Origin of the sequence: Escherichia sp. 94.0001, assembly GCF_013369155.2 — a bacterium.
GTDB classification, from domain to species: domain Bacteria; phylum Pseudomonadota; class Gammaproteobacteria; order Enterobacterales; family Enterobacteriaceae; genus Escherichia; species Escherichia coli_F.
Genome location: NZ_JABWMS020000319.1, coordinates 1 through 255, shown reverse-complemented (window position 1 = coordinate 255; position 255 = coordinate 1). Strand labels below are relative to the sequence as shown.

The window sequence follows — 255 nt, the reverse complement described above, 5'->3', positions numbered from 1 at the left end:
GGCGGACCACCGTGGCCCCCACCAGGCTCTGCAGGTCCTCCGCCATCCCGGTGACAAGGCCAAACAGATTGGACACCGTCAGCGACGGGCGGGCACTGCTGCCCCGGCCGTTCATCTCAAAGCCGCTGCCGTCAATCGGGTATGCCTCATACTTACGCCCCTGCCAGGTGACCGGCTCCCCTTTTTCATTCAGCTCATTACAGAAAAAATACCGCTCACCACCCTGTACCGTCAGGTCGATTTCCCAGAGTACCA

The 255-nt window shown here is 60.8% G+C and carries 1 protein-coding gene; it reads right to left on the bottom strand.

The genetic code is table 11. The annotated features are described in order from the left end of the window. Window positions 1–255, bottom strand: a 255-nt coding sequence (locus tag HEN33_RS27275; protein WP_183083574.1) for a phage minor tail protein L, incomplete at both ends; no start/stop codon positions are given.